General features: G+C 64.3%; 28 protein-coding genes. 18 read left to right on the forward strand and 10 right to left on the reverse strand.

The features are described 5' to 3' along the window. Positions 1 to 78: 78 nt before the first annotated feature. From ACNEOT_RS23175 to ACNEOT_RS23190, 4 genes are read left to right on the forward strand one after another with little or no spacing between them, the layout of a single operon-like run. Complete coding sequence (locus tag ACNEOT_RS23175; protein WP_415976982.1) at positions 79 to 1,503, forward strand: CitMHS family transporter; 1,425 nt, start codon at positions 79 to 81, stop codon at positions 1,501 to 1,503. Then, positions 1,500 to 2,852 carry an acyclic terpene utilization AtuA family protein gene (locus ACNEOT_RS23180; protein WP_415976983.1) on the forward strand — a complete coding sequence of 451 codons (1,353 nt, stop codon included), beginning with the start codon at positions 1,500 to 1,502 and terminating at the stop codon, positions 2,850 to 2,852. Before ACNEOT_RS23175 ends, ACNEOT_RS23180 begins: the two co-directional genes overlap by 4 nt. After that, a complete protein-coding gene (locus tag ACNEOT_RS23185; RefSeq protein ID WP_415976984.1) occupies positions 2,849 to 3,163 on the forward strand; it encodes a hypothetical protein in 315 nt (104 codons plus the stop codon). The genes ACNEOT_RS23180 and ACNEOT_RS23185 overlap by 4 nt, the downstream gene beginning before the upstream one ends. After that, positions 3,160 to 4,755 carry a CocE/NonD family hydrolase gene (locus tag ACNEOT_RS23190; protein WP_415976986.1) on the forward strand — a complete coding sequence of 532 codons (1,596 nt, stop codon included), beginning with the start codon at positions 3,160 to 3,162 and terminating at the stop codon, positions 4,753 to 4,755. Before ACNEOT_RS23185 ends, ACNEOT_RS23190 begins: the two co-directional genes overlap by 4 nt. Here the strand turns inward: ACNEOT_RS23190 and ACNEOT_RS23195 are convergent. Both ACNEOT_RS23195 and ACNEOT_RS23200 read right to left on the reverse strand, forming a co-directional pair. Then, positions 4,742 to 5,581: an adenylate/guanylate cyclase domain-containing protein gene (locus tag ACNEOT_RS23195; RefSeq protein WP_415976987.1), complete on the reverse strand. Its 840-nt coding sequence runs from the start codon at positions 5,579 to 5,581 to the stop codon at positions 4,742 to 4,744. The two genes, ACNEOT_RS23190 and ACNEOT_RS23195, sit on opposite strands and share 14 nt — an antisense overlap. Beyond that, on the reverse strand, positions 5,578 to 6,558 hold the full coding sequence (locus tag ACNEOT_RS23200; RefSeq protein WP_415976989.1) for a GlxA family transcriptional regulator: 981 nt from the start codon (positions 6,556 to 6,558) through the stop codon (positions 5,578 to 5,580). The genes ACNEOT_RS23195 and ACNEOT_RS23200 overlap by 4 nt, the downstream gene beginning before the upstream one ends. A 126-nt stretch (positions 6,559 to 6,684) precedes the next feature. On the opposite strand from ACNEOT_RS23200, the gene ACNEOT_RS23205 reads away from it, so the two are divergent. The 5 genes from ACNEOT_RS23205 to ACNEOT_RS23225 are packed head-to-tail and all read left to right on the forward strand — an operon-like array spanning position 6,685 to position 10,305. Continuing rightward, a complete protein-coding gene (locus ACNEOT_RS23205; RefSeq protein ID WP_415976990.1) occupies positions 6,685 to 7,317 on the forward strand; it encodes an isochorismatase family protein in 633 nt (210 codons plus the stop codon). 18 nt (positions 7,318 to 7,335) lie between these two features. Beyond that, the gene (locus ACNEOT_RS23210; RefSeq protein ID WP_415976991.1) at positions 7,336 to 7,755 is read left to right on the forward strand and encodes a hypothetical protein; all 420 of its coding nucleotides are present in this window, start codon (positions 7,336 to 7,338) and stop codon (positions 7,753 to 7,755) included. Between the two features lie 12 nt (positions 7,756 to 7,767). Beyond that, positions 7,768 to 8,754, forward strand: coding sequence for an alpha/beta fold hydrolase (locus ACNEOT_RS23215; protein WP_415976993.1), 987 nt, complete (start codon positions 7,768 to 7,770; stop codon positions 8,752 to 8,754). 7 nt (positions 8,755 to 8,761) lie between these two features. Then, complete coding sequence (locus tag ACNEOT_RS23220) at positions 8,762 to 9,418, forward strand: nitroreductase family protein (RefSeq protein WP_415976995.1); 657 nt, start codon at positions 8,762 to 8,764, stop codon at positions 9,416 to 9,418. Positions 9,419 to 9,456: 38 nt separating this feature from the next. Continuing rightward, positions 9,457 to 10,305, forward strand: a complete 849-nt coding sequence (locus tag ACNEOT_RS23225) for a PhzF family phenazine biosynthesis protein (RefSeq protein ID WP_415976996.1) — start codon at positions 9,457 to 9,459, stop codon at positions 10,303 to 10,305. Here ACNEOT_RS23225 and ACNEOT_RS23230 read toward each other — a convergent pair whose 3' ends face one another. Continuing rightward, positions 10,306 to 10,950, reverse strand: a complete 645-nt coding sequence (locus ACNEOT_RS23230; protein WP_415976997.1) for a response regulator — start codon at positions 10,948 to 10,950, stop codon at positions 10,306 to 10,308. Next, the gene (locus ACNEOT_RS23235) at positions 10,941 to 12,164 is read right to left on the reverse strand and encodes a sensor histidine kinase (protein ID WP_415976998.1); all 1,224 of its coding nucleotides are present in this window, start codon (positions 12,162 to 12,164) and stop codon (positions 10,941 to 10,943) included. Before ACNEOT_RS23235 ends, ACNEOT_RS23230 begins: the two co-directional genes overlap by 10 nt. Positions 12,165 to 12,340: 176 nt before the next feature. On the opposite strand from ACNEOT_RS23235, the gene ACNEOT_RS23240 reads away from it, so the two are divergent. The 3 genes from ACNEOT_RS23240 to ACNEOT_RS23250 all read left to right on the forward strand — a co-directional run bounded on the left by ACNEOT_RS23240 (position 12,341) and on the right by ACNEOT_RS23250 (position 16,348). Beyond that, the gene (locus tag ACNEOT_RS23240) at positions 12,341 to 13,024 is read left to right on the forward strand and encodes a DedA family protein (RefSeq protein ID WP_415976999.1); all 684 of its coding nucleotides are present in this window, start codon (positions 12,341 to 12,343) and stop codon (positions 13,022 to 13,024) included. 166 nt (positions 13,025 to 13,190) lie between these two features. Next, on the forward strand, positions 13,191 to 13,970 hold the full coding sequence (locus ACNEOT_RS23245; protein ID WP_415977000.1) for an ABC transporter ATP-binding protein: 780 nt from the start codon (positions 13,191 to 13,193) through the stop codon (positions 13,968 to 13,970). After that, complete coding sequence (locus ACNEOT_RS23250; RefSeq protein ID WP_415977001.1) at positions 13,967 to 16,348, forward strand: FtsX-like permease family protein; 2,382 nt, start codon at positions 13,967 to 13,969, stop codon at positions 16,346 to 16,348. The genes ACNEOT_RS23245 and ACNEOT_RS23250 overlap by 4 nt, the downstream gene beginning before the upstream one ends. Positions 16,349 to 16,355: 7 nt before the next feature. Here the strand turns inward: ACNEOT_RS23250 and ACNEOT_RS23255 are convergent, their stop codons facing one another. Beyond that, the gene (locus tag ACNEOT_RS23255; RefSeq protein ID WP_415977002.1) at positions 16,356 to 17,423 is read right to left on the reverse strand and encodes a ParB/Srx family N-terminal domain-containing protein; all 1,068 of its coding nucleotides are present in this window, start codon (positions 17,421 to 17,423) and stop codon (positions 16,356 to 16,358) included. A 105-nt stretch (positions 17,424 to 17,528) separates the two neighbouring features. Next, the gene (locus ACNEOT_RS23260) at positions 17,529 to 18,068 is read right to left on the reverse strand and encodes a GNAT family N-acetyltransferase (RefSeq protein WP_415977004.1); all 540 of its coding nucleotides are present in this window, start codon (positions 18,066 to 18,068) and stop codon (positions 17,529 to 17,531) included. Positions 18,069 to 18,183: 115 nt separating this feature from the next. Between ACNEOT_RS23260 and ACNEOT_RS23265 the strand changes: the two genes are divergently transcribed. The 4 genes from ACNEOT_RS23265 to ACNEOT_RS23280 are packed head-to-tail and all read left to right on the forward strand — an operon-like array spanning position 18,184 to position 21,985. After that, positions 18,184 to 19,041 (forward strand): ABC transporter permease, encoded by an 858-nt coding sequence (locus tag ACNEOT_RS23265; RefSeq protein ID WP_415977005.1) that lies wholly within the window; start codon positions 18,184 to 18,186, stop codon positions 19,039 to 19,041. 3 nt (positions 19,042 to 19,044) lie between these two features. Continuing rightward, complete coding sequence (locus tag ACNEOT_RS23270) at positions 19,045 to 19,764, forward strand: ABC transporter ATP-binding protein (protein WP_415977006.1); 720 nt, start codon at positions 19,045 to 19,047, stop codon at positions 19,762 to 19,764. A gap of 35 nt (positions 19,765 to 19,799) precedes the next feature. Continuing rightward, positions 19,800 to 20,846, forward strand: a complete 1,047-nt coding sequence (locus ACNEOT_RS23275; protein ID WP_415977008.1) for an ABC transporter substrate-binding protein — start codon at positions 19,800 to 19,802, stop codon at positions 20,844 to 20,846. Between the two features lie 29 nt (positions 20,847 to 20,875). Beyond that, complete coding sequence (locus tag ACNEOT_RS23280; protein ID WP_415977010.1) at positions 20,876 to 21,985, forward strand: LLM class flavin-dependent oxidoreductase; 1,110 nt, start codon at positions 20,876 to 20,878, stop codon at positions 21,983 to 21,985. Positions 21,986 to 21,988: 3 nt separating this feature from the next. Here the strand turns inward: ACNEOT_RS23280 and ACNEOT_RS23285 are convergent, their stop codons facing one another. The 3 genes from ACNEOT_RS23285 to ACNEOT_RS23295 form a co-directional block, all read right to left on the reverse strand. Beyond that, complete coding sequence (locus ACNEOT_RS23285) at positions 21,989 to 22,405, reverse strand: hypothetical protein (RefSeq protein ID WP_415977011.1); 417 nt, start codon at positions 22,403 to 22,405, stop codon at positions 21,989 to 21,991. A 224-nt stretch (positions 22,406 to 22,629) separates the two neighbouring features. Further along, positions 22,630 to 23,274, reverse strand: a complete 645-nt coding sequence (locus ACNEOT_RS23290) for a hypothetical protein (RefSeq protein ID WP_415977012.1) — start codon at positions 23,272 to 23,274, stop codon at positions 22,630 to 22,632. A 14-nt stretch (positions 23,275 to 23,288) separates the two neighbouring features. Next, positions 23,289 to 23,948, reverse strand: a complete 660-nt coding sequence (locus ACNEOT_RS23295; protein ID WP_415977014.1) for a hypothetical protein — start codon at positions 23,946 to 23,948, stop codon at positions 23,289 to 23,291. A 262-nt stretch (positions 23,949 to 24,210) separates the two neighbouring features. Between ACNEOT_RS23295 and ACNEOT_RS23300 the strand changes: the two genes are divergently transcribed. Continuing rightward, positions 24,211 to 24,735, forward strand: coding sequence for a hypothetical protein (locus tag ACNEOT_RS23300; protein WP_415977015.1), 525 nt, complete (start codon positions 24,211 to 24,213; stop codon positions 24,733 to 24,735). A 23-nt stretch (positions 24,736 to 24,758) separates the two neighbouring features. Then, a complete protein-coding gene (locus ACNEOT_RS23305; protein WP_415977016.1) occupies positions 24,759 to 25,274 on the forward strand; it encodes a hypothetical protein in 516 nt (171 codons plus the stop codon). Between the two features lie 13 nt (positions 25,275 to 25,287). On the opposite strand, the gene ACNEOT_RS23310 is transcribed toward ACNEOT_RS23305, so the two are convergent. Continuing rightward, complete coding sequence (locus ACNEOT_RS23310; RefSeq protein WP_415977018.1) at positions 25,288 to 26,439, reverse strand: DUF3089 domain-containing protein; 1,152 nt, start codon at positions 26,437 to 26,439, stop codon at positions 25,288 to 25,290. Between the last annotated feature and the right edge of the window lie 57 nt (positions 26,440 to 26,496).

Genomic DNA, 26,496 nt, shown 5'->3' on the forward strand with positions numbered 1-26,496 from the left:
CATGAATCTATACCCAACTGATGTTGGACTGCGTAAGTGATCTGCACAACACTCGTCGTATTCGATGAAGGAGATCACATGTTGTCACTGCTCGGCTTCGGGACGATTGCCGTCATCCTGCTGCTGTTGTTCACCCAACGCGTCGCGGCCATCGTTGCGCTTGCGGGTGTCCCGCTCGCCGCAGCGTTCCTGGCCGGCAACTCGCCGTCCGAGGTGGCAGGGTTCGTCAAGGAGGGACTCGGCGGCGTGGTCGGCGTCGCGGCGATGTTCCTGTTCGCGATCGTCTTTTTCGGGATCATGCGCGACGCAGGTCTGTTCGATCCACTCATCGCGCGGATCGTGAAGTGGGCAGGTAGCGCCCCGCCGACCGTCGCGGTCGCGACGACAGCGCTGGCGTTGGTCGCCCATCTCGACGGCGCAGGCGCGGTCACGTTTCTCATCGCCGTTCCCGCGATGCTCCCTATCTACGAGCGCCTCGGGATGAGCCGGCTGGTGCTGGCCACGTGTGTCGGCCTCGGTGCGGGCGTGATGAACATCGTTCCCTGGGGCGGCCCGACGGCGCGAGCGGCAGCAACATTGGGCGTCGACGCCAACGAGTTGTGGGTGCCGCTGATCCCCGCGCAGATCGCCGGAGTGGTGTTCGCGCTGGCAATCGCGTACTACCTCGGTCGGCGCGAGAAGACCAGGTTGGCGAAGGTCGCAGCGGGCGACGTCTCGGCCGAGGTGGAGGAGTCGACGGCACGCGTCGGGCAGCGAATCCCCGTACCGGCCACCGGAGGGAGCGACGAGTCGGCACTCGCAGTCGGATCCGGCGGAGACGACGCACCGCAAGAGCCCCGCAAGCCCGACGAGCCCGTAGAACCTAGCCTGTTGCGTCCGAAGCTGTTCTGGGTCAACGCCGTTCTGGTACTCGCCACATTGGGTGCACTGATCGCGGCTGTCGCACCTCCGGAGACCTGTTTCATCATCGCGACCATCATTGCGCTTCTGATCAATTACCCGGGCATGAAGGCGCAGTCGGCGCGCATCGAGGCGCATGCGGTCGGCGCGATGCTCATGGTGGGGACCTTGCTCGCTGCCGGAGTTCTCCTCGGTGTGCTCGACGGCAGCGGCATGATCGAATCGATGGCGGTCAGTGCCGCGAACGTCATTCCGGACTGGCTGGCCCCGGCGCTCCCGCTCATCGTCGGCGTCTTCGCGGTGCCGATGAGTTTGATCTTCGGACCCGACGCATACTACTTCGGGGTTCTACCGGTGCTCATCGAGGTCGGCGACCAATTCGGTATCAGCGCAATCCATCTCGCACAAGCATCGATCATCGGTGAGGAAACCGTCGGCTTCCCGATCAGTCCGATGACGGGCGCATTCTACCTCCTGGTCGGACTCGCAAAGGTGGACATCGGTAAGCACATCCGGCACACGATCGGGTGGGCGTGGCTGGTGAGCCTCGGAATGCTCGGGGTCGCTTTCGCGACGGGCGTCATCCCGGTGTGGGTCTCGTGAGCGGCAAGCGCACCGTCCGGTTGGGGGCAGGCGCAGGATTCGCTGGTGATCGCATCGATCCGGCTCAGATTTTGGCCGAGCGCGGTGAGCTCGACTACCTCATCTTCGAGTGCCTCGGAGAGCGGACGGTTGCGACGGGGCAGGCCCGAAGATTGCTCGATCCCGCGACGGGCTACGACCCTCTCTTGGCAGCGCGCATGCGTGCAGTTCTCGGCGCGACGACGGAACAGGGCATCACCGTCGTGACCAACTCCGGGGCCGCGAATCCTGTTGCGGCAGCATTCGTCGTCGCGCGTGTAGCGGAGCAGGTGTGCTCGCGTGCGGTGCGAATCGCTGCCATTACCGGCGACGACGTACTCGACGCGGTGCGCCGCATCGATCCGGTGGTGTGGGAGACCGGACGCCCGCTGTCGGAGCATTCCGAGGAACTGGTGTCGGCCAACGCCTATATCGGGGCCGATGCGGTACTGCCCGCACTCGACGTCGGTGCCGACGTGATCATCACGGGCCGTCTTGCCGATCCGGCGCTGTATCTCGCGCCCCTGATGCACGAGTTCGGTTGGGCCGGGCAGGATTGGGAGACACTCGGTGCAGGGACGGCCGTTGGACATCTTCTCGAATGCGCGGGCCAGCTGACCGGCGGCTACTTCGCCGATCCGATCACCAAACCGGTGCGGGGTCTGGCGAATCTCGGTTTTCCCTACGGCGACGTAAATGCCGACGGCACAGCCGAATTCGGCAAAGTCGATGGCACCGGAGGGGAGCTGACACGACGGACATGCGCCGAGCAGTTGCTTTACGAGGTCGGCGATCCCGCGAGCTACCTGACGCCGGACGTGACGGCCGATTTCACCAGGGTCGCGTTCGAGACCGTCGGACCGGATCGGGTGGCGGTGTCCGGGGCGACGGGCAGTGCGCGGCCGGAGGAGCTGAAGGTGACTCTCGGATTTCGGGGCGGTTGGCTCGGTGAGGGGCAGATCAGCTACGCCGGGCCACGCGCGCTGCAACGCGCTGAGCTCGCCGGAGAGATTGTGCAGCAACGACTGTGGGAGGTGCAGGGCATTCCGACGGAGAATGTGGGCATCGAGTACATCGGGGCGGGTGCGGCATTCCGCGGGCTTACGCCGATCACCGATGTCCCCGAAGTGCGACTGCGCGTGACCGCAAAGGTGCCCGACGCTGAGACCGCGGCACTCGTGGGGTGGGAAGTCGAAAGTCTGTACACCAACGGGCCGGCCGGCGGCGGTGGTGCGCGGAGCAGCAGCACCGAAGTTCTCGCGATCAGATCATGTCTGATCCCACGTGCACAGGTGACGACCGCCGTGCACACCACGGAGGTGACGGTATGAGGACTGTCGACGATTTCGCCGACGTGCGAACCGGGGACAAGGGCGACACCCTCATCCTCGCTGTGTTTCCGCGGACCGACGAGTATTACGAGTTACTGACCCGCGCACTGACTGTCGATGCCGTTGCCTTGCATTTCGCACCGCTTGTCACCGGAGAGGTGCGCCGCACCGAAATGCCCCTGGTCTCGGGGTTGGTGTTCGAGCTACCCGGCGTGCTCGGCGGGGGAGTGACGGGGAGCCCGGTGCTCGACGGACACGGTAAGTGTCTGAGCTACCACCTGCTGAGTATGGCTGTGCCCGAGTCTCTTTGACCGTACTGCAGATCTGCGGCCGAGCCGCCCGATGGATGGAGATCGACATCCGTACCACCCGCGTACCCTTCGCCCTGACTCTTGCCGTTGTTCTCGCCGCACAGACTGCCGGAACTGCTGGAGCGGTGCCCCGCGAAATGCCGACAGACCCGTTCTTCACCTACGGGCGTGCGGCCGAGTACACGGTCACCTCGGAGCGTATGGAGGTCCCGATGCGCGACGGTGCCGCACTCGCGTGCGATGTGAACCGGCCCGGCGACGCCGGCAATGTGCCGATTGCAGAGAGGTTCCCGACCATCGTCTACGACTTCAACGCCTACGACGGCCTCGACCAATTGGCAGTCGACTCGGCATATCTGGTCGAGCGTGGTTACAACATCCTGCTGTGCAACGTTCGTGGTTCCGGCAATTCTGCTGGAGTACTGGATCCGTTCGGACTGCAGGAACAGCAGGACAACTACGATCTCGTCGAATGGGCTGCAGCGCAACCGTGGTCGACGGACAAGGTCGGACAGTCCGGCGTCAGCTACGGCGGTCACACGTCGATGCTCGCCGCGGCCAACAATCCACCGCACCTGGCTGCCGTCATTCCGGTCGACGCGTTCAGCGACTGGTACGAGAACACCATCTACCGGGGCGGCATCCGATCCGACACGATCCGAACTTGGCAGGCGAGCACCGCACCCGCCACCGAGGGGCCGTACGACGAGCATCCGCTGTACGACGAGTACTGGATCGACCGCAGCGTCAAGGCGAAGTGGCAGAACATCGACGTGCCCATGTTGCAGGTAGGGGGATGGTACGACCGCTACCGAGACCCGATGATGCAGAACTACTCCGCGCATCCGGATCTGACGTGGGTCGTTGCCGGGCCATGGAAACACGGCATGCCGGCGGGCCAGAAAGTCGATATCGGCACAGGGGCATACCTCGCATGGTGGGACAGGTGGCTTCGTGAGGACGGCTCTGCACCCCTGCCCGCTCAGAGGATCAACTCCTACGAAATATCCTCGGAGCCCGTCGAACGTGGCTGGCAGCAATTCGGGCAGTGGCCACCCGCCGAATCCACCGAGTTGACGTTGGCGATGGGGACCGATGGTGGCCTGACTCCGTTGTCGACGGAGGCGGGCAGTCGCGCGTACACGGTGCCGTCGGACCACACCGACGCTGCAGACGCGGCCGTGGTCTTCGCGACCACTCCGTTACCCGCCGACGTGGTTATCACCGGGTCCCCCACGGCAAAGGTGTCGGCAACCTTCACTGCGTCCGACGGCAACCTCGCGGTGATCGTCGACGACGTGGCACCGGATGGCACCGTGGAGCGCATCACCCAGGGCTGGCTGAAGGCGAGCCATCGCAACGGATCCACTTCACCGGAGCCGGTAATACCTGGGCAGGAGTACGAACTGGACGTACGGGCGTGGCCGACGCACTTCCGGTTGCCGGCTGGACATCGGCTGCAAGTGCAGGTTCGTAGCGACGACTTCCCCGACATCACCGACGACGCCCCGGCAGGGGACGTCATCGTCCGCACCGGTGCCGGAGGTTCGTCCTTGACCGTGCCGGTGCTTCCTACGGCTACTGTGCGTTGACGGCCACAGTTGTATCCGGTGGTACAGGTAACGCCACCGGATATAACTGGAAACTTCCGCTCATACCCTTGAGCTCGACGTCGCGGGGCGTACCGAGAGTCAGATCATGCGCCGTGCTGATCGCGTTCCGAACTGGCTCACTGACCAGAATTTCTCCGCCGTCGGCTTGGTTCGCCACTCGTGCTGCCATAGCCACGTTCAGCCCGAAGATGTCGTCACCGCGTCGCACGGAACTGCCCACGTGCACACCCATACGGACGCGGATGCGGTCCCAGCGGTCGGGATTCTCCAACAATGCCTCCTGTACTTTCACCCCGCAGCGCACGGCTCGAGCCGGGTCGGAGAAGGCGATCATGTAGCCGTCGCCCTGGCTCTTCACCACGTGGCCACCGTGGTCGTCGACGTGTTTGCGGATCAGCTTGTTGTGCTTCTCGAGCAGCTTCACCCAGCCGCGGTCGCCGAGTTCCTCGTTGCGCGCGGTGGAACCTTCGATGTCGGAGAACATCACCACGATGTCGCCGTCGGCGGTCATGCGCGCCAGGTCGGGTCGTTCGACCTTCGCCCAGCCGGCGAGATCTTCGACGGAGTTGCGGACCGTCGCGCCGAAGCCTTTGTTGATGAGCAAGTCCGTGGTGTGGAAGGCGGTTCTGATCGCGAAAGGCACCAGGCCGCGGCGCTTACGATGTTGTAGTGATGCACTGAGAGCGCGGTCGAGTGCCTGCCGCGTGTGCTTCAGCTTTCGACGCGAGACGATCAGGACCACGCCGAGTGCGATGATGGCGGCGAGCTCGACTCCGGCAACTATCCACAGGATCACGTCGCTCATCTTTGCCTGTCAATGGTGCTCGTGGTTGCACAACCGACCGCGAACTGCTTGCGGTAGGCCGTCGGCGTGACTGCGAACGCCGATTGGAAGTTCTGGCGCAGGGTGACGGCGCTGCCGAATCCGCACGACGCTGCGATGTTCTCGATGCTTTGCCCGGTGGTCTCGAGTTGGCTGCGGGCGGCGTCGAGCCGCTGTTCGGTTACCCATCGCGCCGGTGTCGACCCGGTCGCGAGCTGGAACTGGCGGATGAAGCTGCGTCGGCTCATCCGTGCCCGTTCGGCCATCCGCTCGATGGGCAGGGGTTCGGACAATCGCTCCAACGCCCAGTTCTGCACATCGGCAATGGCGGAGTCCTCGGATGCCTCGACCACCGGCCTCTCGATGTACTGCGCTTGACCCCCGTCCCGATGTGGCGCGACGACGAGGCTGCGAGCAACCCGCGTCGCGGCGGCAGCGCCGAGGTGTTTGCGCACGATGTGCAGGCAGGAGTCGATCGACGACGCGGTTCCGGCGGAGGTCATGACATCGCCGTGATCGATGTAGAGCACGGACTCGTCGAGGCCGGTGTGCGAATTACGTTCTCGCAGTTCGGTCATCTTCGCCCAATGGGTGACGGCTGGGCGGCCGGCGAGTAGCCCGGTGTCGACGATGGCGAACGACCCGAGGCACAGCCCCGCGATCTCGGCTCCGCGGCGGTGAGCTCCGCGAAGCGCGGCCGAAAGATCATCGCCGATGTGTGGCAACGACTCCGGCCACGATGTCACGATGACGATATCGGCCCAATCGACGGTGTCGGGGCCTGCGATCTCGCCGACGGTGAGCCCCTCCTCGGTGCGAATCGACCCTGGTCGGTCCGACCACACGCGCGTTTCCCAGTCCGGAGCGAGCTCGAGCCGAGTCACCTCCCCGAACACCATCAGCGGAGCGGCCAGGTGGAACATCGTGATGCCGTCGAACACGTAGAGCGCGATGCGCATGGGTCTCCGATCCGATCGACGTTGGCGCAAATCAATCGAAAGTATGCATCCGTGCCACTCGTGAACGGAAGGCCGGTACCGAAGTATGGGTATCGACCGAGAACGTCAGCCACAAGGAGAACGCCCATGACCGCACCGCGTAGAGCCCTCATCGTCATCGATGTTCAGCAGGAGTACTTCGAGGGAGTGCTGAAGATTCAGTACCCGCCGCGTGACGAGTCGTTGGCCAACATCGTCCGCGCCATCGAAGCTGCTGCGGCGCAGGATGTTCCCGTCGCGATCGTGCAGCACGAGATGCCCGAGGGTGCGCCGGCATTCGTCAAAGGCACCCCGACGTTCGAGCTGCACCCCGATATTCAGGCCGTCGTGCAGCCCTCGTTCGAACGGGTGGAGAAGAAGTACAGCAGCGTGTTCGCCGGAACCGGCGTCGCGAAGTGGTTGCAGAGCAACAACATCGACACCGTCACGATCGTCGGCTACATGACAAACAACTGCGATCTCGCCTCCAGCGCCGACGCGGAAGCGCTGGACCTGACCGTCGAAATACTGTCCGACGCCACCGGCGCGATCAACCTCTCGAACGAAGCGGGCACCGTGTCGGCCGAACAACTGCACAAGGCATTGATGGTGCTCTACCAGTCCAATTTCGCAGCAGTGGCGACGACGGATCAGTGGATCGACGCCGTCAAGAACGGAAACGGCCTGACGGCAAGCAATCTGGTGGTCTCGGCAGCCCAGGGCAACGACGCAGTGGCCTGAGTTCCTACACTGGCAACGGTGACCGCACGGGCGATAACGGACCGCACCCTCGGTGCCTGGGTGATCAAGTGCAATCCGAACAAGACCGATCTGGCGCCGATGCTCGCAGCGGGACGTGCACATGAGCACTGGTGCGTCGCAGACAACTACCGCACTCGATTGATGGCACCCGGGCAGCCGGTGTTGTTCTGGGTCAGTGCCCATCCGCGACGCGGAATCTGGGGTGCCGGCACATTGACCGGCACCCCGGTCCCCGGCCCGCAGTGGAAGATCTCGACGAACATCGCGCTGTTCGACGAGCCGATCCTCGCGTCGAGCATTCAGTCCATTGCGGAACTGTCGACACTCGAGGTGTTTCGATCACCGCAGCAATCGAATCCGTCCTGGACCGACGCGTCCGAGTGGGCAGTGATCCGACCGATGCTGCCTCTCGAATGATGTGATGGTGGTATGACACCCGAGGGCGAACCGACACTGCACGGAATGCTGGATGTGGGCCACGGCCAACGGATCTACTGGGAGCAGTGGGGTCCGTCCGACGGCGTTCCTGCGGTGTACCTGCACGGCGGTCCGGGTGGGACTCTGAACGCCAGCCAGTTTCGTCGCCACTTCGACCTCTCGACAGTTCGCGCAGTCGGATTCGAGCAGCGTGGGTGTGGTCGGTCCACCCCACACGCGTCCGATCCCACGACGTCGTTGTCCACCAACACCACTGCCCATCTGATCGCCGACATCGAAGCCCTGCGCGAGCACCTCGGCATCGAGGCGTGGATTGTCAACGGCGCGTCCTGGGGATCCACCCTCGCCGTCGCCTACGCTCTCGCACACCCGACGCGGGTCCTCGGCGTCGTCCTGTTCGCCGTCACCACGACCGGTCGTGAGGAGGTCGACTGGATCACCGAGGGCGTCGGAGCGATCTTCCCCGAAGCGTGGGACCGTTTCGCTACTTTCGCCGAGCAGGCCGGCGTCGGCTATCGCCGCGGCCACGGAAGACTGGTCGACGCCTACGGCCAACTGTTGAACTCGAACGATCTTGCGTTGCGGGACAGGGCATCCCGAGAGTGGGCACTGTGGGAAGACGTCCACATCTCGATCGGCACCGGCGGTATCAGGCGCAATCCCAGGTGGGAGGACGACCGATTCCGCCTGGCCTTCGTGCGACTGGCCGCGCATTACTGGTCGCACGACGGGTTCTGCGATCCGCCTCTGCTCGACCGCGCGGCAGATCTGGGTGAGATGCCGGGCGTACTGATCCACGGTCGACGCGATGTATCCGGCCCCGCTGTCACTGCGTGGCGTCTGCACCGGGAGTGGCCCGGGTCGACACTCCTTGTCGACGAGGGTGACGGGCACGGTGGCAGGTCCATGGCCGCCCAGTGGGACGCAGCAAACCAGGATTTGGTCGACCGGGCACTGGGGTCACCGAATGGTGCATGATCGAAAAGTGACTTCCTTCCCGATCATCGATCTGACTCCCGACGAACTGCTGACCACGACGCGCACAGTCCGCAAACGTCTGGACCTGACCCGGCCGGTGCCGCTCGAGTTGATCAAGGAATGCCTCGAGATCGCTCTGCAGGCTCCGTCCGGCTCGAACAAGCAAGGGTGGCAGTGGATCGTCGTCACCGATCCCGAGCTCCGAGCGCGCATCGGTGAGATCTACGGTGAGCTGTTCACCGAATACCAGGCATCCAAGCATTCGGCGTCGGCACTCTTCGCCGATGACCCGGAACGCGCATCGGTCCAGAAGCGCGTCGGCGACAGTGCGGGGTGGCTCGGTGAGCACTTGGGCGAGGTTCCGGTGCTTCTGATTCCGTGCATCAAGGCCGGCACAACACTTCCGGCGGGAAACCAGGCCGGACTCTGGGGTTCGTTGCTACCTGCGGTGTGGAACTACGCCTTGGCCGCCCGGGCTCGCGGTCTCGGAACAGCCTGGACAACAATTCATCTCGCGCGCGAAGCCGAAATTTCTGAGCTGCTCGGAATCCCCGAGGGCTTCCATCAGGGTGCGCTGATCCCTACGGCGTACTACACGGGGGAGACCTTCAAGGTCGCTCCGCGGGATCCGATCGAGACGGTGCTGCACGTCGATCGGTGGTGATCAGCCGTCGGGGAGGTGCGAAGTAGTAGGTTCGGCACATGCCCCCGATCGATATTCAACGGTGGACGGCTTTCTCCAGCGAGCCGTCAGGCGGGAATCCCGCAGGAGTGGTGCTGGACGCCCGCGGCCTGGACGACACCGACATGCTGAGGATCGCAGCGGATGTCGGCTACGCGGAGACGGCTTTCGTCACCCCTGGGGACGGCGACCGGAGCCGCACCATCCGTTACTTCTCTCCGGTCGCCGAGGTGCCGTTCTGCGGGCATGCAACGGTCGCGACAGCCGCAGCGATCAGCGCGATCGAGGGTGTCGGCTCGATCCGCTTCGCGACGCCGGTGGGGGATATCGAGATCGTGACGACCGTCGATGCAGATGGCGCGCCGCTGGTGTCGTTCACGAGCGTCGAGCCGACGACGAAGCCGCTGTCCGGAAAGGCCCTCGTCGACGTCCTCGGTGCTCTTGGCCTGACCACGAACGACCTGCACACCGACCACGTTCCCGCTGAGGCTTTCGGGGGCAACTGGCACCCCCTCGTCGTTCTCGCTGATCGGGACGTCTTCGACGGGTTCGCCCCCGATCTGGGTCGCGCTCGTGCGGTGCTCGACGAGCACGGTTGGCCGGCAACGATCGTCGTTCTCTGGCCGCAAAGCGCCGACCAGTGGCACGCACGCAATGTGTTCCCGGTCGGGTCGATCACGGAGGACCCGGCGACGGGTGCAGCAGCGGCGGCGACCGGTGGGTACCTCCGAGACTCGCACGCGGTTCAGCCACCCGCGAGCATCGTCATTAACCAGGGAAGCCACGTCGGTCGGCCCAGCACGCTCTTCGTGGACATCCCACCGGCCGGCGGGATCATCGTGTCGGGTTCGGCCGCCCGCATCGGCTGATCACGTACGCAGGTAGGCCACCACAGCCATCACGCGTCGGCTCACACCGGAGGAGTTCGCCAGTCCGAGCTTGTCGAAAATTGCGTTTGCGTGTTTCTCCACCGAACTCACCGAAATGAACAGATCGGTCGATATTCGTGCGTTGGTGAGACCCTGAGCCATCAGTTCGAGCACATCGCGTTCGCGTGGGGTGAGTCGTTCGAGGGGATTGGATCGGGTCGTGCGTGAGAGCAACTGTCGCACCACCTCCGGGTCGAAGGCCGTCCCGCCGTCGGCGACTCTGTTCAATGCGTCCAAGAACTCGTCGACCTGTGCCACACGGTCCTTCAACAGGTAGCCGACCTTGCCGCCGGATCCACTGATCAGCTCTGCCGCGTAACGGTTTTCGACGTACTGGGAAAGCACCAGTACCGCTACCTCCGGCCACCGGCTGCGAATGGTCAGCGCCGCCCGGAGGCCCTCGTCGCTGTGATTCGGTGGCATGCGGACGTCGGTGACGACGATGTCCGGCCGATCCTGTTCCACGGCGTCGAGGAGCGCGTCGGCGTCGGGCACGGACGCGATCACCTCGTGCCCTTCGTCGACGAGCAGGCGGACCAGACCCTCGCGTAGCAACGTCGAGTCCTCCGCGACGATCACCCGCACGGGACGCTCGCAGACACGACCGTCGGGCCGCCGACGGGGCTGTCCACGGTGAGGGTGCCGTCCACGGCCGCCACGCGGCGGGCCAGTCCGGACAAGCCGGTACCGCACGGATCGGCTCCACCGGGCCCGTCGTCCGTGATCGTCGCGAGCGCGCGGTCGAACCGTTGGTGGGTGACGGTGACCTCCACCGTTCGAGGTGAGGCGTGCTTGGCCGCGTTCGTCACCGCCTCCGAGATGACGAAGTAGACGACCGTCTCCACCGCGGGTCGCAACCTCTGTGTCAGTTCGTAGGTGAGTCGGATGGGAACACTGGCCCGCTGGGCCATGGTTTCGATCGCTGCATGCAGATCGGCGTGGTCGAGTGCGACCGGGTACACCCGGTTGGCAACCTCGCGCAGCTCGTTGATCGCCCCCTGGGATGCGCTGTGCGCTTGAGCCAGGAGCTCGCGGCGCTTGTCGGGCTTCTCGGCGCGGCGGGCCCGGCCGATGAGCATTCCCACGGCAACCAACTGCTGCTGGACGCCATCGTGCAGGTCGCGTTCGATGCGTCGGCGTTCGTCGTCGATGGCATCGACCACGTGATCGCGGCTGATGGTCAGCTCGGCCACTCGCTGCTGCAGCAACCGGTCGGAATCTCGTCCGAGTACTCGGACGACGAACCAACGGTCGAGTGAGCCGACCGCTGCCACCCCGACCACCGCGACGAAGATCAAGAGAATCCCGGGCAGCGCTGCTACCGCTACGAGTCCGCCGTCGACTCGGTCGGAGTCCTCGATCAGGCCCCAGCTGCCACCGAGAAGCCATGCCGAGACCATCGACCCGGCCACGACGAGGCAGAGCGCGAGTAGAAGAACCACGCCGACTCCGAGAAGTCCGATGGTCCAGCGCATTCCGAGGTACCAGCGACACCGACTGGCGGTCAGTACGTCCGTGTGAACCTTGCCGTGGAAGCGGGTAATTCGGCGAAGTTCGAGCCCGGTCAACGCCAGCGCGCTTTCGTCGACAGCGGATCGCACCGGTCCTCCCCACCGGCCGAGGATGCGTGCCAGCGGAAGTGCGAGTACTCCCGCCACGGTGAACATCAGGGCCGCGGCCGCTGCGACGCTCCCGAGTAGAACCCCGGCAAGTGCCATCAGCCATTGCCGGAGAAAAGAGCCGATCGACGTTCGATCCGCCGACTCGGCTGGTGGGTTCACGACGTGGTTTACCAGCACCCGAGCAGCGTAGCCGAGCATGTGGCCGCTGATATTGCGGTAAACCGCAGGGTTTCGACGGGGGTAGTTCCCGTGACTTGTCGACGGCTTTCCTCGATGTCCCCGACTCGAAGAGTTTCTAACGTTTCCAATGACCTTCCCGACCGGAGAGGTCACCAACGAACAGGGGAATTACTATGTCGGACTTGTTGATTGCTGCAGCTGCTGACACCGAGCCACTCGATGGGCTGGCTGGTTGGGCGGTCGGCGTGATGGACGCGCTCGGTGGCCCCGGTGCCGCCGTCGTCGTCGGCGCCGACAACTTGTTCCCACCGATCCCGAGTGAACTCGTTCTGCCGCTTGCCGGTTTCTCGGCCAGTCAGGGTGTCTTCTCGTTCGGTGCCGCGCTCTTCTGGACGACGCTCGGCTCGGTGCTGGGCGCGATCATCGTCTACGCGGTGGGCGCGCTCATCGGGCGCGAGCGCACACGGGCGCTGGTGGTTCGCATCCCGCTGATCAAGGCCACGGACTTCGACCGAACTGAGGCGTGGTTCGCCAAGCACGGCTCGAAGGCAGTGTTTCTCGGCCGTATGGTCCCGCTGTTCCGCAGCTTCATCTCTTTGCCTGCGGGAATCGAGCGAATGGGAATGGTGAAATTTCTCGTACTCACCACACTCGGCAGCCTGATCTGGAACACCGTATTCGTCACTGCGGGATACCAACTCGGTGAGAATTGGCATCTGGTCGACGCCTACGCCGAAATCCTGCAGAAGATCGTCGTGGTGTCGATCGCAGTCGCGCTCGTCGTATTCGTGGCAATGCGGTTGCGGTCTCGCCGCCAGGCCCGGCTGACCGATCACACTGCATACCGAGCGGGATGACAAGGGCGCAGAGATGAACCGAGAGAATCCCGAGAACACTATCTCCGCTCTCCGCTACTCAGGGCGAGACGGATCGGCGCGCTCTCATCTCCTTGCGGTTTTCCGCAACGAAAGTGTGCGCGTTTCCGCGTACCGAAGGCACCATCGATCCGCTTCGCTGAAGGTCATGGACAACAGCATCGATCAGACCCCCAGTGAGCAGCCTGCGGTTCGGGTGCGTAGCGCGCGTCGCCGATACGACCTGGGCGACGAGACCGTCAACGCATTGAACGACCTCAGTGTCGACTTTCATCGCAGAACTTTCACCGCGGTGATGGGCCCATCGGGATCGGGCAAATCCACGCTACTGCAGTGTGCTGCGGGGCTCGACCGATTGGACGGCGGGGAAACTTTCATAGGCGACGTGGAGGTGGGATCCCTCAGCGAGCAGGCACGGACCCTCCTGCGCCGATCCAAGGTGGGGTTCGTTTTTCAGTCCTACAACCTCATCGATTCGCTGACGGCGATCCAGAATCTCGAGCTGCCTCTGCGGCTTGCCGGACGCAAGCCTGAGCGTTCCAGAATCATCGCAGGACTGACGAGGGTCGGGCTGGGGGATCGGATGCATCATCGGCCGTCCCAGCTGTCCGGCGGCCAGCAGCAACGGGTTGCGCTAGCTCGGGCCCTGGTATCCGAGCCTGAAGTGGTGTTCGCGGACGAGCCCACGGGCGCATTGGACTCCGCCGGCTCGCAGTCGGTCCTGGAACTGCTGCGCAGCGTCGTCGATCACGAGGGCCAGACCGTGGTGATGGTGACCCACGATCCGACAGCGGCGTCGTTCGCCGATCGAGTGTTGTTTCTCCGTGACGGGAAAGTGGTCGACGATCTACAGCACCGTCGGGGCCTCCCGGGCGATAACCGGACCGCCGCCCAGATCGCTGCTCGGATGGCCGAGTTCAGAGCATGATCACATGGGCATTGGCGTCCTTCCGACGCCGGATCACGGCCGCGCTGGGGGTACTGCTGGCGGTGTTCGTCGGCGTTCTGATCACCACTGCCTCTGCACAAGTGATGGCTGCCGCAGGACCGCAGCCACCCGAGCGGCTACAAGGGGCGTCGTTGGTGGTCGCCGGCGAACGAGCAACGAATGTGCTGGGACAGGCGGGTGACCGCAGCGCGTGGGGCGGAGACCGGCTCGCTCAGCTGACGCAGCAGATCCGCTCGATCCCGGGGATCAGCGATGTCGTGGCGGACCGTAGCTTCCTCGCGCAGATCGTTACTCCGTCCGGAGCGCTGCCGAGTGCGGATCCACAGGTCGCCGGGCATGGGTGGTCGAGCACGTCGCTGGCTCCCTATCGATTGATTTCCGGTGATCAACCGCAGCAGGCGTCGGAGATTGCGCTCGGGCCGGAGTTCGGTGCCTCTGTTTGCGAACGGGTCACTCTTCGGACCGCACAGGGCGATTTCGAGGTGACAGTCGCCGGTACCACCGACGGTCCTGGCGTCTACTTCGACGACGCTACCGCCGCGCAGTTGGCCCCCGCCGCCAGCCTCCTCGGTATTCAGGTCACCGATCAGTCGGCAGAAGCCTCGGTGCAGGCGGTCGCGGCGCAGTTCGGTGGCGAGGTGGTGACCGATCGCCGTGCCCTGCAGGATGACTCGATCGCGAAGAGCCGCTATCTGAGCAGTCAGTTCTTGACGGGGCTGGCCCTCGCGTCGTTGGTTGTGAGTCTGTTCGTCGTTGCGGTCACCTCGAAGTTCGCGGTCGACGAGCGCACCCAGGAATTCGGTCTCCTTCGCGCAACCGGAGCGCTGCCGAAGCAGTTGCGCCGCGTGGTGCTCTTGGAAGCCGCGTTGCTGGGAACGGTGGGATCGGTCGCGGGAGCTGCGGCGGGGGTGCTGGCGACGGTGCCATTGGCCGCCATGTTGCGATCGTGGGGGATTCTGCCGGCCGGACTCGGTGTGACGGTCGACTGGCCCACTGCTTTGGCAACGGCACTGGGCGGTATCGCCATCGCCGTGATCGGAGCAGCTATCTCGGCGGTGAGCGCGTCGCGGGTGAGCCCGCTGGCGGCGATGCGCCCCGAGTCGACTCGTCCACGCAAGGACCGCGGGCGGCTGCGTTCGCTCGGTGGAACCGCATTGGCCGCGCTCGTCGTGATCGAGGTGATTGCAGGCCGCACGATGCCGGGTCTGGACTCGGTGTTGATGGCGATCGTTATCGCTCTCACTGCTGCCATCGCTGCCGCATGTCTCGCACCGATACTGGTGCCTCGACTGGCACGAATCCTGCTGTGGCTGCCTTGGCGGATCCGGCCCTCCGCCCCTCTCATGGTCGGCAGCGCCGAGGTCACCACGAACCCGCGCCGGTCTGCTTCGATCGCTGCGCCGGCGATCATCGCGGCGGCACTCGCCATCCTGGCCAGTGGATTCATTCCCACGATGCGAATCGCCTACCCTGCGGAAACCGCAAATCAGATACAGGGCCAGTCGGTGGTGGTGTCCGATGGCGATTACCTGACGGCTGACCAAGTATCCCGAGCGTTCGAGAAGTACGACGTCATCGAGGTCGGGATATCCAGTCGAGCTCGACTTGTCGTTCCGGGATCCACTGTCGTGCTTCCCGTCACGGCACTTCCGAGCGTGGCCGAGCCCACCGGCTTCGAGGTGCCCAGATACTTGGCCGACGAGAATGGTTGGCAAACAGGCGACTCCGTTGCGCTGGTGATGGCGGATGGGGCGGACCTCAACCCGACGATCACGTCGATCGTGGACGAGCCGAGGGGTGAGCATCCTGGGGTGGCGCTGTCCGAGGGCATCATTCGTCTCCATGACCCCTCGGCCGTGGCGGACGAGGTGTTCGTGCGCTCGTCATCTGTTCAGGCCTCCGTCGAGCCCCCCGCGGGCACCCGAGTCATGGATGCGATCACCTGGTCTTCGACCCGCTACGACAAGGACCTGACTCTGCTCAATCGCTACGTCATGACCTTCGTTGCAGTCGCTGTCAGCTACGCCGTACTGGCAGCATCCATCACGATCGCGATGTCCATGCGGCATCGGCAGACCCAAGTGCGCACACTGGCGCGCTCCGGTGCCACCAAACGGCAAATCAGCGGAGTGGTGGTCATCGAGGCTGTCGTCGCCGGCGCATGCGGCGTGCTGCTCGGTGCGCTCTGTACCCTCGTGCCGCTACACGAGATGGCAGCCGGTCTATCGAACACCACAGGCAGCCCAGTAGGTGTTCACCTCGACTGGGCACAGGCCCTACTGGTGCCGCTGGGAATCGCATGCATGATGGGGGTGACTGCATCGGTGGTGAGTTTCCGACGCGGCCCGGCGACCTGAATCGGAACTACCGCGGCAGTCCCATCTTGTATTGCAGGGCGTATGCCAGTTTGCCGGGCTTGTCGTTCGCGTACGGCACCGAAAGCTTCCCGAATTCGCCCTTGGTGGCTGCCTTGCCGTCGTTCCACGCGCCCAGTGCGCCGAGTTCTGCTGCGGTTCGGCCACTGTCGATCACCGCGTCTTTGGGGGCCGCGACCTGGGCGCGGGAGACCGACTCGACAGCGCTCAGGTAGCTCCCCAAATTGTTCACGTCCCATCCGCTGATGTCGACTGCGCCGGAGTCGCGAACCCATGCACCCCAATAGAATTCCTGGAACGGGATCGTCCCGGGCGTGAAGCCGATATCACGGGCGAAGTACGTCAGGCTGCGGTACTCGTCGTTCTGGAACTTGGCGAGGCCCACTCCCGACGGGAGCTGCTCGACCGGAACCTCGTTTCCGTCGACGTCGTAATTCCACACCCACTTCTCCGCTTTCATCCGCGCCCAGAAGTCCGCGGTACTCAGGTCACTGAGGTTCGCGACCACCCGCAGCCGCAGATGCAGGTTCGGGCCGCCATCGGCCGTCTCGTAGAAGGACGTCAGCGTGTGGTGTCCGTCGGTCAGGTACGGCACGCCGCCCGGACCGATGACGACGGTCTTCATGGGCGCGATGGTCTCGGGCGTTTCCTGGCCGACGGGGACGGTGCAGGTGAACGAGGACGGATTGTCGAGTCGCGCGTCAGGCAACGCCGATGCGGCCTCTTCCTGGCCGTTGGCCTCGCACCAGTCGTCGAACTTCTTGTTGATCTCGTCTTTGCCGAGCGTGTAGCGGCCGAGCTTGTAGTACACCTCGTCGTATCCGAGCGACGGTTGCGTCGCGCGTACCTCGCCGATCGGAAGATCGAGAAGCTCTCCTGCTTCGGCACACTGGTAGCCGAGGCCCGCGGAGGATCCGGTGGGGAGCAGGTCTGCGACCTGGCACAACGGCGACACCGTCCTCGACGGCGCGGCAGTGGCTACGCCGCCCATCGAGGCAGACATGACAGTGATGAGTGCGAGTGTGCCCAGCAGGGCAGTGCTACGACGCGAGGCCATTCGTGAAACTCCTATGAGTTCGAGTGAAGTTCTCCGACAATGCAGCCCGTGGGTCACCGGTCGGTGTCGCGGAACCGACGGGCAGGTGGTCGTGAGGTGAACGAGTCAGGTCGCTCGCTTGTCGTCACGAAGCAGGGCGAAGACGAGGGTGTCGGTCCACTCGCCCTTGCACCACCAGTTCTGTCGAAAGTGCGCCTCCTGTCGCATTCCGACGCGTCGCGCGAGGCGGGCCGAGGCATCGTTGCGACCGTCCAGCTGTGCGCTGACGCGATGGATCTGGGGTAGCGAGAACACGTGCTCGATCAACGCCTTCACCGCCTCGGTGGCGTAGCCGCGGCCGGCCACAGCGGGGGAGAACGTCCAGCCGAGTTCGACGAGGGCCGGTGACCCGTCGATCAACCAGGCCTCGACGTTGCCCACCACGGTTCCCTCGTATTCGACGACCATCGCAAGTGCCTGGGTGTGCAGTCCGATTCGCTTCATCCGCTTACCCACGGCCACAACAGCATCGGCGTGGGTCCACGCGTCGTGCAGAAGGTAGCGACAGACCTCGGGATCGCTGTAGTACGCGAGAATTGCGTCTGCGTCGGTGGGTTGGTACAGACGCAGCGTCAGGCGCTCGGTGTGGATGGGCTCGACAATCATGAGAGCAATCCTGCCCGACCAAGATTCACGCTGATTCGAACCCTGGCCCCGAACCCCGGTGTGACCGATGGTGAGTAGTCGAACTTGCACTCATCCAACCGGAAGGCCTGTACCCATGGTCGTGACGTCGTACGCTCCCGCGGGACCCGTGAACACGCGTGACATCGACGCCCCCGACATCGGCCCCGCACTCGTCTCGACGAAAGCGTCGGTGTGGCAGCGATACCGATGGACCGTCCTGCGGGCCCTGTCACCCGTCGTCCTGCTCGTCCTGTGGCAGATCGGCAGTGCTGCCGGGGTCATCTCCGAACGAGTTCTGCCCGCGCCGTCCCTCATTTTCGACGCCGGGCTGGAGCTGATTCGCAACGGTCAGCTGGCAGAAGCTCTGGCAGTGTCCGGAACGCGAGTGGTGCAGGGCCTTGTTCTGGGCGGCGTCATAGGGATCGCGCTCGGAGCACTCGTCGGACTGTCGAAACTCGCGGAGGCCACCGTCGATCCGCCGTTGCAGATGCTGCGCGCCCTACCGCATCTCGGTCTGATCCCGCTGTTCATCCTGTGGTTCGGGATCGGGGAGACACCGAAGATCCTGTTGGTCGCCCTCGGTGTCGCATTTCCGTTGTACCTGAACACGTTTTCGGCGATCCGTCAGATCGATCGCAACTTCCTCGACACGGCCGTCGTGCTCGGGTTCTCGTGGCGTCAGCGGTTCACCACGATCATTCTGCCGAGCATCGCTCCCCAATTGCTGGTCGGATTTCGTCAATCGCTGGCCATCGCCTGGTTGTCGCTGATCGTGGCCGAGCAGATCAATGCCGAGTCGGGAATCGGCTACATCATCAACAACGCGCGCGACTTCCTCCGAGTCGACACCATCATCTTCGGTCTCGTCGTCTACGCACTGATGGGTATCGCCACCGACGGCATCGTTCGAGTTCTCGAAAAACGCGCCCTCCGTTACCGATTGGACGTCTGAACCATGACCACGACGACGACTTCCGTTGCCACCCTGCGCGGGATCGACAAGTTCTACGGTTCCAGCCATGTTCTCCAGGCCGTCGACCTGTCCATCGAACGCGGCGAGATCGTCTCGCTGGTCGGACGATCCGGCTCCGGCAAGTCGACGATCCTGCGCATTCTCGCCGGTCTGTCGACCGACCACACGGGGGAGCGGCGCGTCGCCGGGCACCCCGCGGTGGCGTTCCAGGAACCACGGTTGTTTCCGTGGCGATCGGTCCGCCAGAACGTGTCCTACGGGCTCAACACCGCAGGCGTGACAGGGAGCGACGCGTTGACAGCGGCGGATGCGACCCTCGACGAGGTGGGGCTCGCCGACAAGCGGGACGCATGGCCGCTGACGCTGTCCGGTGGCCAAGCCCAACGTGCAGCGTTGGCGCGGGCGTTGGTCGGAGAGCCGGAATTGCTGCTGCTCGACGAACCGTTCGGAGCGCTCGATGCGCTCACGCGGCTGTCCATGCAGTCTCTCCTGCTCGATCTGTGGAGCCGGCACCGCTTCGGCGTCCTGCTCGTCACGCATGACGTCGACGAGGCGATCGCGTTGGGGGACAGGGTATTGGTGCTCGACGGGGGTGCAGTGGTCGATACCGTCACAGTCGACCTACCGCGTCCCCGCGACCGGGGAACAGCCGGTTTTTCCCGCATCCGCACCCATCTACTCGGTGCCCTCGGCGTTCACTGAGCCTCGATTACTCTAATACGAAGGATCTTTCACGCATGTCTTCTTACACACGACCTCGATCTCTGCGCGCTCTCGGGGTGCTCGCCGCCCTGTCGTTGACGGTTGTCGGACTTACCGGTTGCGTCTCCCGCGGCAGCGACACTGCGACCGCCGAAGCACCGGCCCTCGTCTCGAACGATCAGCTCGCCACCGTGACACTCGACGTCGGTGACCAGAAAGGCGGCACCGAGGCGTTGCTCCGAGCATCGGGGGAGCTGGACTCTGCGCCTTACGATGTCGCGTTCTCCACCTTCACCTCCGGCCCGCCCCAGGTGGAGGCCGCGACGGCAGGCCAGATCGACTTCGCCGTCACGGGTAACACTCCGCCGGTTTTCGGAGTCGCAGCAAATGCCCGCATCAAGGTCGTCTCCGCCTACAGCAACGATGCGAGCGGCGATCAGATCCTTGTGCCCGCCGATTCGACTCTCACGTCGTTCGCCGACCTGCGAGGCAAGAAGATCGCAGTGGGCAAGGGAAGTTCGGCGCACGGCCATGTGCTGCTGCAGTTGCAGAAGGCCGGATTGACCACCGACGACGTTCAGCTGATCTTCCTTCAGCCGGCCGATGCGCTGACGGCATTCACCTCGGGTGAGGTCGATGCCTGGGCGATCTGGGATCCGTTCACCGCGATCGCGCAGGTTCAGAACGGCTCGAAGACACTGACCACCGCCGAGGGCGTCGCCAACGGCTACGGATTCGGTATCGCGTCGCAGCAGGCGCTGGACGATCCTGCGAAAAACACTGCCCTGCAGGACTTCGTGGTTCGTCTGGCCAAGGCGTCCGCATGGGCGAATGCCAATCCCGCCGAGTGGGCGGCGGCCTACTCCGCCGCTGTCGGCATCGACCCGGCTGCAGGTGAATTGGCACAGGGTCGAAGTCAGCGACCCGCAATTGCTCTGGACGACAGCGTGATCGAGTCCGAGCAGCAGCTCTTCGACACGTTCGTCGAGAGTGGAAGCATCCCTGGCGGCAACAAGTTCGCGGACTTCGTCGACACGCGTTACAACGACGCCATCGCCGACGCGAGCGCGTCCACCAACTGACAACCCACCACGGCGTAGGAGTTTCACTCGTGACCGCACGCATTTTCTGGTTTCTTCCCACCGCAGGCGACGGCCGCTCCATCGTCGGCGCATCCCATGCGTCCGGCAACCTCCGGGAACCAGCGGGGTTTCGTCGACCGTCGTTGCGCTATCTCACCGAGGTCGCTCAGGCTGCGGACCGACTCGACTTCGAGGGTGTGCTGACCCCGACTGGAACCTGGTGCGAGGACGCGTGGTTGACCACGGCCGCTCTCCTGCAGAGCACCCGACGGCTGAAGTTCCTTGTTGCGTTCCGGCCCGGTCTCACTCCGCCCACGTTGGCGGCGCAGCAGGCGGCGACGCTGCAACGATTCTCGGAAGGTCGCGTGTTGTTCAACATCGTCACCGGTGGCGACGACGTCGAACAGAGGCGCTTCGGTGACTGGATCGACCACGATCGGCGATACGCCCGCACCGATGAGTTCCTCGGACTCGTTCATCGGATCTGGACCGAGACCTCGGTCGATCACGAGGGTGAGTTCTTCAAGGTCGCCGACGCCCGGGTGTCCGAAGCACCGGATCCGGTGCCCGAGTTCTGGTTCGGTGGTTCGTCCGAGCCCGCCCTCGCCGTCGCGGCGAAGCATGTACAGACGTATCTGACGTGGGGCGAGCCGCCTGCCGATGCTCGCGCCAAGATTGAGCGGGTGCAGGCCCTCGCGGATGCAGAGGGACGCAAGCTCACGTACGGCATCCGCCTGCACACCATCAGCCGCGACACCTCGGAGGAGGCCTGGGCAGTCGCGCAGAAGCTTCTCGACGAGCTCCCCGAAGAGCAAGTGGCCGAGGCTCATCGGCTGCATTCGTCGTCGCAGTCCGAGGGGCAACGCAGGATGGCTGCACTGCACGGCGGCAGCAAGGACTCGCTCGAGATCTACCCGAACCTGTGGGCCGGTGTCGGACTCGTGCGCGGCGGCGCTGGGACGGCGCTGGTCGGTTCGCACGAGGAGGTCGCGAATCTGATCGGCGAATACCACGACGCCGGGTTCGACGAGTTCATTCTCTCGGGCTACCCGCACCTGGAGGAGGCGTACCACTTCGCCGAGGGGGTGCGTCCCATCCTCGACGCGCGTGGAATCACCGTTCCGGCGCGTCGGGTGTAGCTGTCAGTTCCAGGTTGCCTGCTGGATCGAGAGTACAAATCCGTGTCCGCCGCCCGCGTCGCATATCATTGCCTCGACCCGGGAGTAGCAGGTGTAGCCGTCGAACGTAATGGATGTGTTGTAGGCCAACGGCTGTGCGTTCTCGACTCCGAATGCGCCCTGGTTGAAGCACATCGGCGTCACCCTGCCCGGGTCCAGGAAGAAGCCCTTGCTCATCTCGTCGGCCGAGAACGGCGGCTTGTCGCAGTCCGCGCCGTCGGGCACCGGTGCGTCGGTGGCTTGGCATCCCGAGGAGAACTCGGTGGATCCGAGCTTGCAATGGATGTTGCCCGACGGTGACTTCCAACCGACTTCGCCGTTGATCGCAGAGTAGCGGGCCGGATCGACGGGGGTGATCGGGGCGGAGTCGAGCGATGGCATTGTTGCAGAACCGGATTCGGGCTCTATAGCACTCGGCGGCTGGACGATCGACGGTTGTGGCGCTGCGGCGGCCGATTCCGTTGGCGCACCCACGACCACAGTGGGGATGACAGACGGCATCGCGTCCGTCGGTGAGGTCGAACTGCTACATCCAATCAGGGCCAACCCGGCACACGTGATGGCCGCTGCGGAGACCATTGCGGTGCGCATCCTGTTTCCTGGCATCAGTTGGACGTCGCCTGCTGCATCGACAACACGAAGCCGTGTCCGCCGCCCGCGTCGCAGATCATCGCTTCGACGCGGGAGAAGCAGGTGAAGCCGTTGAACGTGATGGATGTGTTGTACTCCAGGGCTTTCGCATCCTCGAAAGCAAACACTCCCTGGTTGAAGCAGGTGGGTGTCACCTTTCCGGGATCGAGGTAGAAGCCCTTGGACAGCATGTCGACGGTGAACGTGGTGTTCGGAGCGCAATCATCTCCGGAGCCGTCCGGTACGGGTGCAACCGCAGATTGACATCCTGATGAGAATGGGCCGGAGCCGATTTTGCAATGGATGTTGCCCGACGGGGACTTCCAGGCGACCTCATTGCCATGTACTGAGTACGGGGACGTGTCCACGGGGGTGATGGGGGCGGTGTTGTTCGCCGGATCGGCACCCTTCGGACTGGATGTGGCGGGGGCTTCGGCTGATGCGTCGGAGTCATCGCCGCCGGTGTTCGACGGTGCCGCGATGGTCACCTGCGGAGGCGCGGGTATCTGCGCGGCGACGCTGGCGGTGGGGGCTGAATCGGCGGCAGGGGCTTCCTGACTCCCGCATGCCGTCAGGGCAGCTGTGGTGAGTACTGCGGCCAGCGCGAACTTGCGAATCATTCGGAGCTCCTTCATCAGAATGCGAGGTTGACGTCGCGCGAGATCATGAACCCTCGGTCGCCGTTGTAGCAGGTGATGCCGGCTTCGGTGGAGCGGCAGAATGTGCCCGTCACGCCGATGACCTGCCCGTATTCCAGAACCCGGGTGTCTTGACCGACGAAAATTCCCTGGTTGGTGCAGATCTGCCGAACCTCGCCGGTCTGCTGAATCTGCACTCCGTAGGTGTTGTTTGCCGTGTTGAGGCACTCTCGGCCGGTGTTGCCCGGCACCGAGTATCGAACTTGGCAGCCCACGATGGTTCCGGGTGCATTGGACGAGTTGAAGGCGCAGAACACATTTCCGCTGGGGGAGGTGAAGAAGTACCCTCCGCCCCGCTCGAAATCGCGGGCATCGACGTTGACATCGTCGCGATTCGGTGCGGGCGGCACGGCTGGCGTGCCCGCGGCGGTGGGAATTTCCGGTGCCGGTGTGACCACAACGGGGGCTTGTGCGGTGCCACCCGGTCCGTTGCCACCGTCGGAATCGGTGTAGCCGTTTGCCGTCGGAGCAGCGGCTGCGCTGGTACTGAGCGCGGACTCGGTGCCGGCCGGTTCCTCGGATCCGCAGGCCGTGGCTGCAAGAGTGGTTGCTGCGATCAGTGCGCACGTGGCCACGATTTTGCGGACTTGCCTCATTCGTTTCGTCCTCACCGGTGGCTGCGGAGTGCATCACCCTCGATATTGAAATCGAACGGGCCAAGTGGTCTGTTAACGTCTTTCGTGTCACGACCCCGTCACGAATCGGTATACGAGCGGTCCATTTGTCGCTGGGGCTGCGAGGGTGGGGCGGGGAAAGACTCAAGAACCACTTGATGTTTCAGGTTCAACCCAGGGTTTCTGTTCGATGTCACAGGTGATTTGATATCTCGTTGTGCCACATGATCGAAAGGCGTGCTGTATGCGAAATTCGTTGCGGCGAGCGGTCATATCGATAGCACTGACCATTCCGCTGATGCTCGGCATCGGCACAGGAACGGCCGTGGCAGCGCCGCAGACCACGCTGCTCCCGATCCCGGTGGTGACCGGCTTCCAGATAGCACCGGGTGCCGTGCCCGGTGGGCTGTTCCAGACCATTCCGATGAAGGCCACGGTCGGTACCGAGCCTGGAGTTCTGCTGCTGTCGGCGGCGAACATCGCGCCGTACGCGGACCAGTATCCGTACCGGAGCCTCGGTGTGAGCTGGCGGAACTGGGACATCGGATTCCGTGGGAGTGTGGGGCTGAGGCACTGGCAGGAGACCCCCAACCCGGGCCCGCCCAACGACCTGCCGCCGCTACAGGGTGAGCAGTACCCGCTCGAAGTAGCTTTGCCCACGGGCAGCGGGTGGGTCGAAATCACGGTGACGCACTATCGCGACTACTACTACGGCGAGCCCTACGCCGACACGCTGATCCCGGGCAAAGGCCTGATCTACGTGCCCTGATCGTTCTTGCGAAAGGAACTTCGATGCGGAAATCGATCCGATGTGGTGTCGCCGCTCTGGCTCTGACCGTCCCCCTGGTCTTCGGCACGGCTGCTGGAACCGCGACCGCTGCGCCGCAGGAGTCGGTACTTCAGGTACCCGTCGTCACCGGGCCGGAATTCGCCCCGGTTGGCGTGCCCGGTGGAATCGTCCAGACGATTCCGATCCGTGCGGTGGTCGGCGAGAAGCCGGGTGAGGTGCGCTTCGCTGCCGCCGACATCCGGCCGTACTACTACCAGTTCGAGTATCGATTTCTGACGGTCAACTGGCGCAACCTGTCCACGGGGGCTGTCGGTGCTGTCGATGTGAGGCATTGGAACGACGAGGTCGATCGCACCCAGCCGGCCAATCAAGGCGACCTACTGGGGTACAGACTGCCCGTGGAGGTGACAGCGCAGACCGGCGCGGGACCGGTGGTCGTGACGGTCACCCACAACCGTCAGCATCCCGATGCGTCGAATGCGATCATCCCCGGATTGGGAGTGCTGTTGGTTCCGTGATTCTTACCGACGCTCAGCGAGCTGACTGCCACGCCGTCGTTTGCTGACCGGCGATGCTGACCAATCGATCCAGGCCGACATTCATGTCGACCAGATGAGAATCGAGCAGAGGGATCTCGTTGAGCGGCTGAGGTTCGACGAATTGCAAGTGGTACTGGTTGTATCCGCCTGCGTCGGTGCAGGATCCGACTACTCGGCCGCGACTGGTTGTCCAGGTGGAATCGGACGTCGGCACTGCCTCTGGGAACGAGGTGTATTGCAGCAGAATCGAAATGATGCCGAATGCGAAAGGCGCGCTCGGGATGGTGATGCCCACGGGCCGATCGTCTCCGCTGAGTGCCACCGGATCGGTGCACGCCACCTGATAGTCCGGTCCGCTGGGCAATCCCCATCGCTGAGACCACAGGTCGAGCTCGGCATTGCCGAACGTCGAGAGCGGCGGCAGCAGGGTGTTGGTGGAATATGCAACGACGCAACCGGATTGGCCGCGCTCGGTGCACAGCGGGATATTGGCGAAGTCGCCGCCGGTGGTACTGCCGCGAGCCGTCTCGACGTTGCCGCCCATCAAGAACGCTCCGACCAATTGCTGCCGTAAGGCTGCGTCTCGATCGAAGGTCTCACGCATGAGCTTGCGCAACATGAACGTGCCCTGCGAATGGCCGATGAGGATCACGCCTCGGCCGTTGTTCTCGGTCGCCATGTAGTTGTCCCATGCGGCACGCACGTCGGAGTAGGCCAGATCGATCGACGGCCCGGCCGCGCCTACCAATGCAAGAGGAAGCCCGACCAACGGGGTCTGGCGATACACGGGCGCGAACACTCGGCACTGGGTGTTGAACCGGGCGGCCTGGAAGCTCGCGATGGACGCCACCTCAGGGGTGGGGTAGCCGGGGGCGTTGAGGGCGACGTCGTTGGTGACAGTGGGGTAGAGGTAGAAGCAGTCGACGGGCTTGCCGGACTCCGGTACGGCCGCGGGTCCGGGCGTCACCGCGCCGGTGCCGAGGTCTGCGGTGTCGCCAAGTAGGTCGCACGGGTCACTGGCCTTGTTCGGGTTGCACAGCCACGTGGTGGCGGGCGCGGGTTGCGCCGCGGCAGTGCCGGTGCCGATCAGCCCTCCCGCCATCAGAGCGACCCCCAGTACTGCTGCTGTTATGCGTCGTGTCACTGTCGCTTCTCCCCGTGCTCCGATGGTGACAGGTGTCACTGCCACGAAAGTTAGCAC

The organism is Rhodococcus sp. 077-4, assembly GCF_047782425.1.
Classification (GTDB): Bacteria; Actinomycetota; Actinomycetes; order Mycobacteriales; family Mycobacteriaceae; genus Rhodococcoides.